This is a genomic window from Pseudovibrio sp. WM33 (assembly GCF_001623165.1).
Classification (GTDB): domain Bacteria; phylum Pseudomonadota; class Alphaproteobacteria; order Rhizobiales; family Stappiaceae; genus Pseudovibrio.
In genome coordinates this window covers 715-6,195 of sequence record NZ_LMCK01000069.1, presented here as the reverse complement: position 1 = coordinate 6,195, position 5,481 = coordinate 715, and the positions used below count along the sequence as shown (strand labels likewise).

6 protein-coding genes are annotated in these 5,481 nt (G+C 41.1%); all 6 read left to right on the top strand.

Going from position 1 to position 5,481, the window contains the following annotated elements; translation table 11 throughout:
• Positions 1–163: 163 nt before the first annotated feature.
• The 6 genes from PsWM33_RS12115 to PsWM33_RS12095 are packed head-to-tail and all read left to right on the top strand — an operon-like array spanning position 164 to position 5,333.
• Entirely contained in the window at positions 164–958 is a 795-nt protein-coding gene (locus PsWM33_RS12115; protein WP_063297603.1) for a glycosyltransferase family 2 protein, read from the top strand.
• A 29-nt stretch (positions 959–987) separates the two neighbouring features.
• On the top strand, positions 988–1,914 hold the full coding sequence (locus tag PsWM33_RS12110; RefSeq protein ID WP_063300407.1) for a glycosyltransferase family 2 protein: 927 nt from the start codon (positions 988–990) through the stop codon (positions 1,912–1,914).
• Complete coding sequence (locus PsWM33_RS12105) at positions 1,889–2,971, top strand: ELM1/GtrOC1 family putative glycosyltransferase (RefSeq protein WP_208994537.1); 1,083 nt, start codon at positions 1,889–1,891, stop codon at positions 2,969–2,971. Before PsWM33_RS12110 ends, PsWM33_RS12105 begins: the two co-directional genes overlap by 26 nt.
• On the top strand, positions 2,971–3,939 hold the full coding sequence (locus PsWM33_RS12100) for a polysaccharide pyruvyl transferase family protein (RefSeq protein WP_063300405.1): 969 nt from the start codon (positions 2,971–2,973) through the stop codon (positions 3,937–3,939). Before PsWM33_RS12105 ends, PsWM33_RS12100 begins: the two co-directional genes overlap by 1 nt.
• A gap of 58 nt (positions 3,940–3,997) precedes the next feature.
• The gene (locus PsWM33_RS26795) at positions 3,998–4,690 is read left to right on the top strand and encodes a hypothetical protein (protein ID WP_082826985.1); all 693 of its coding nucleotides are present in this window, start codon (positions 3,998–4,000) and stop codon (positions 4,688–4,690) included.
• A 37-nt stretch (positions 4,691–4,727) separates the two neighbouring features.
• Positions 4,728–5,333, top strand: a complete 606-nt coding sequence (locus PsWM33_RS12095; protein WP_063297607.1) for a glycosyltransferase family 29 protein — start codon at positions 4,728–4,730, stop codon at positions 5,331–5,333.
• Positions 5,334–5,481: the final 148 nt, after the last annotated feature.

Below are 5,481 nucleotides of genomic sequence, written 5' to 3'. Positions count from 1 at the left end.
CCACTTTCACAACCTGTCCAAATTTCCCGAGCCAGCTCTGTACGAGCAGCCTAAATTTATAAGAGCATTACAAAACTGTAGCAACTTTATAGTTTGTTGCAAAACTGTCGTACAAGATGTATCGCAAAAGTAAAATCCGACTTGAACCTTAGAGAACAGTCCCTTGAGCAACAACCTGCCAATCTCTGCCTTCATCATTAGCCAAGATGAAGAAGATCGTATCTTGATGGCAATCAATAGTGTGAAAACGTTGGTTGATGAAGTAATTATTGTAGACTCAGGCTCAACAGACAACACAGTCGCTCTTGCAGAAAAAGCTGGAGCTAAGGTCATCTACAATAAATGGGACGGGTACGGTAAACAAAAGCGCTTTGCTGAAGATCAATGCAGAAACACTTGGTTACTCAACATTGATGCCGATGAGGAAATCACTTTAAAACTAGCTGATGAGATCACAGAAATTTTCACATCAACTCCGCGTGCAGATATCTACAAAGTACATATCGTCGACGTTTTCCCGCATGAAAAGACAGCAAAAAAGTGGGCATATGGTTACTGGCAATATCGTCTTTACAACAAAGAAAAAGGTCGTTTTTCATCCTCGAGTGTTCACGACACAGTGAGACCACATGAGGGAGCTAAGATAGCAAGATTAAAAGGCAAAGTTGATCATCGCTCACAACGATCAATTCAGTTTACAGTAGAAAAATTCAACCGCTATTCTGATATGCAAGTTCACGATATGATTTCCAGAGGACGACGAATATCACCGCTGAGATTACTGACAGAATTCCCTCTCGCGTTTTTGAAAAGCTATTTTATACGTAGAGGTGTGTTTTATGGGCTATGGGGCATCGTAGATGCTCACAACTATGCCTATTCCAGGTTCGTTAGACTAGCTAAATATTACCAGTATCAATTGATCGAAAGGGCAAAAAAGGCTAATAAGGAGCGATGAAACATATGTAGGTTTGTACAGGTACCATCGTGAAGCCGCTCATCAGTTATTTATTAACCGTATATAATAAGGAACAAGAACTTCCACAAACAATCCAGTGTTTACAAAACCAAAGTGGTTTAGACGGCGCACAGGTGGAGTTTATCTTTGTAGATGACTGTTCATCTGATCGTTCAATCGAATTTCTCAAGATTGAAGCAGCAAAAGATTCTCGTATTAAGATAATTGAGAACAAGCAAAATCGTGGTCCATCAGTTCGAATTAATCAAGCTGCTAAGCATGCTAGCGGCAGTTACTTAATTCCACTCGACGCAGATGACTTCCTCACTTCCAATGGTACTCGCACCTTACTCAACATTGCAGGAGACACTGGAGCAGCCCTTGTTTTCGGAAAATCAAAACGTGGTTTTCAGACGCAAGCCCTCGTCGATGTCAGCTCACTTGTCACTGTTGCAAAAGACCCATTGGCCTATTGCGCTCGAAAACAGATCGTACACATGGGCTTTCTTGTTGACTCTCAACTATGGAGAACAGCTGGTGGGGCCGATGAACGAATATTTATACAGGATCAATCTTTGCCGCTAAGCTTGAGTGCAGCTGCTAACCGGCTCGCCTACATCCATGATGTTGTGTATTGGTTGCGTCCCAAAACAAGTAATAACTTAAGTGAAAATACAACCCAACAACACCATGACCGCTTCTTTTCGGCTCTATTCCAGTTGGAAAGAACAGGCATTTCATACACAGCCAAACGAAACTTAACAAAGCAAATTTTTTCCTCGCGTTGGAAGCTGCTACGAGACAACGGCAAGCTGGATGCTTATCTTTCCGAGCCATTTTTAAGCTACATTTTCAACCGATTGTCTCCCAGAGCCGAAATCTCCAATCAAAAGCTTCAACATTACATAAAAGAGATGCTCTCTCAAAAAGATGTCAGACGGATCAGCTTCTCATAAAAATCAAAAGATATCGGAAGAAAGAAACGAGATGCCAGCTAAATCAAAAGATATATTTGTAGTTCGCTGCAGTATCTTGGGAGATCAAAACAATCTTCTTGGGCTGGCAGAGGCGTTAAAAAACGAGTTTGGTGGTGAAATCAAGTTAGTAGATATCAGGTTCCGTAGCAGAGTCTTGGAAACACTTTATCTTCATCTTATTCAGCAAAAACACGAAAGCAAAATTTGGGACCACGTTACATCTTTCTTTTGTGTTGGCGACATTCCAGCTAAAGAAGAAGTCGATGGAGCATTTGTTGTTTCAACATTGGGAGCAGGAGAACTTCCAGCTGTATATCTTTCCAAATTGGGAGCTTTTTCGATTCATCTCGGTGAACTCAAACGGATTCCATACAATTTAATAGACATGACAATTGCTCATCCAGGTCACGTGACAAAGGTTGATGAGTTTAAACTTCCATGTGCGCCCTCATCAATTGATGAGGAAAAACTGCTCCCCAAGGTAAAACGCAATGACTTACTTGTCGCCTTCGGGGGCGACACTGGCTCATTAACATATTCTAGAAATTTCTACGAAAAGACTTTATCACTTGCTGCTATTGCAGCAGAAAGAAATCGATTAACTTTAAAGATTACAACTTCCCATAGAACTGGATTGAGAAATGAAGAAATCATTCAAGAATACATCCAAGACAGGAGCTTAAAAGTAGACCAATTAGCCCTCTACAATCAAAGTGATGTACCGAGTATGGGATTTTTGCTCAGCAATGCGGCAATAGCGTTGATAAGTGCCGAGAGTGTTTCAATGATCTCAGAAGCATTAGCAGCCTCAGCTAAGACGGTCGCAATTTATGAGCACGCACTTCCAAAGGAAGAAAGAATTTCCAGATTTCTTGAGGAGCAATTATGCAACAATCAAATCATGCTCATTGATGCGATTAGTTCAGACTATATCGAACTGGCATCACTCCAGTTTCCAAGTGTATCCTGGAAAACTCCTTTCCTCTCTGCGGTCCATCGCAAGCTAAATAAGAAAAATATCCGAGCAGCGGCATAATGACAAATTACGTTTTAATGAATGATACCTACGACACTTGGCATCATGGGTGCCGCGCCGTTTCGCGAGTGATCCGGCGTGAGATGGCAAAAAGAGGTTTCAATTTAGTTGCGACCTCTCGCGTAGGGAACCGATGGTGGGAAGATTTTTCTTTTGTTGAGCAAATTCAAAAAGCGGACCTAATCCTAATAAACGGAGAAGGTTCCTTTCATAGCGGAGGTGAAGACGCGCAACGTTGCATCAGAGTCTTTCATGATTTTGCGCATATTAAACGCATCGCTATTATTAATAGTATTTGGCAAGATAACCCGAGTGAATGGACACAGTCTCTTAAAGACGCGTCCTACGTCTCGTTAAGAGATACGATCAGTCAAAGCAACCTGTCATCTCAAGGTATTGACGCACAGTTCTGCCCCGACTTAAGTCTCGTTAGTTCCCGTCCGACGACATCAATCGCAAAGCGTAGTGGAGTTGCATGGGGAGATGCTTTACGGAGACAAACAACACGAGCCCTATATGATGGTTTCAAGAGCGCTAACGGAGAAAATTACTTTGCCAGCGTTCGCCCTCGCTTTAGGTCTCCAATAACACCTCACCCGATTAAAGACTTTCGATACCAAATGATTTGTAGCATAAAACGCTACACTTGCTTTAACGACGAAATCGAGCTGTCTGCGTTTCTTGGTTCACGAGAATTATACATTACAGGTCGTTTCCATGGTGCTTGCCTATCACTTTGCGCTGGAACTCCATTTATTTCAGTCGCATCCAACACGCAGAAGATCACATATTTGCTGCAAGATTTAGGTCTAAACACAGAGCGCGTATTCCCTGATGCCACCCAACTTATAGCTGCCTCGGCAGAAAATTGGAGGTGGAGCAAGCAAGAGCAACAGAACCTAGAAGAAAATTTAGAAAAAATATCAAGGCAATCTCAAAAAATGTTTGATGAGGTTTGCACTTGCTAATTTGCTCAAGTCGACTTATTTCGTTGCCATAAATCTTGACGCATAATGTCTAATAAAAATGTGCCTGATCCAACTTCAGAGGATTAAGGTTAAAATTGTTTCTGGAGATTTGGTTATCATTATTCTCAACACAATTAAAATTCCAAAGCCAAATCGTATACTCAGGAAACGAATAAAAGTAGACGGCACACCGCTCCAATCAAACGTTGCTTCTTGGTCATTTTATTTACCCTCTCTACAAATAAAGCTATTGCATTCGTTTGATGGATTCTGCCATTGTATTTCTAAAGGAGCACCGTCCAGAAGCCAAATTCTAGAAGCGGATCATCCATTTAAAAGTGAACGATATACACTTGGAGATTGGCGTCAGATTTACAAAAAAGAAGTATCACTACGTACCGCAGAAAACTATGTTAGTGCAGACCGCCTTTATAAAGCAGGAATCGGTCCAAAAGTTATCGACATAGTTTATGTAAGAAATTTTGACGCATACTATAATCCGCGCCCCGCTTGTGGTTTGGTTATTGAGAATCTCTACCAATACCCAAGAAAAACACCTACAACTGAGAAACAACTTCACGATGCAGGTGTATTTCCAGACTATATTAATAGCTGCATACGACAACAAATCCACGGCTATGTGAGTGATTTAAACTCTGTTTTAGGAGTTATGCCAAGAGACGCCGATAGCCAAGTCAATGCAATTGACTTGGAATTTCAGAATGTGATCAATTCTGGTATTCCAAGTTAGATATTAAACACTGGCTCTGTTTTGGTAAAAGTCCGTCATGCAGCTTAAAAGATACTTTGCTCAGAAATCTGTTGCCGTAGTTGGTAATTCAATGAATCTTTTAAATTACCAGTACGGTAGTGAAATTGATGCGCACGATGTTGTAATCCGAATGAATCGTGGGGTGATCATTCCTCAGAAGAACTGCTTTGGGCATAACACGAATGTATGGTGCTATAGCACATTCAAGCTAGTCAAAGACATCTATAGAAAGAGCAACTGTGACTACAGAGTTTGCATGTCTCCAAAGAATCGCGTGCTTACAAATAGATGTTCAACAGATCTTTTTTTTCCAATAGCACTATGGAAAAGACTGAACAACGAATTGGAAGCACGTCCTTCGGTCGGTGCAATGGTGACCTATCTGTTAGCCCAATGTGATCCTGCTAGCGTCGACATCTATGGGTTTGATTTTAAAGCCTCTAAGAGCTTTTATGAAAAATCAAATAACACTGGATCTCACAATTTTCAAAGAGAGCAAAAATTACTGCAACAAATAATAATAACTAAAGGCTGGTCCCTCAAAGATTGCTCTTTGGAATACAACATCGAAGCAAATGAATGGAAACTCTCAGCTTCTATAAAAAAATATTTTAGTACTTAAGAATTTGTAATTGAACCTAAACTCGACATCTAAAACTGAGCGGCACCAACCAGTTTAGCAGTGCTGGCATGAGTTGGTGGTCGAATTCTTCCGGTCCTTCCATAGCTCTGATTGTCGAATGAAAAACCGTCCCAGACCACGTCTGCTG

Excerpts from the sequence above, each read along its gene's own strand:
- PsWM33_RS26795 (WP_082826985.1), top strand. The coding sequence starts at position 3,998 with ATGTGCCTGATCCAACTTCAGAGGATTAAGGTTAAAATTGTTTCTGGA.
- PsWM33_RS12105 (WP_208994537.1), top strand. The coding sequence starts at position 1,889 with ATGTCAGACGGATCAGCTTCTCATAAAAATCAAAAGATATCGGAAGAA.
- PsWM33_RS12100 (WP_063300405.1), top strand. The coding sequence starts at position 2,971 with ATGACAAATTACGTTTTAATGAATGATACCTACGACACTTGGCATCAT.
- PsWM33_RS12095 (WP_063297607.1), top strand. The coding sequence starts at position 4,728 with ATGCAGCTTAAAAGATACTTTGCTCAGAAATCTGTTGCCGTAGTTGGT.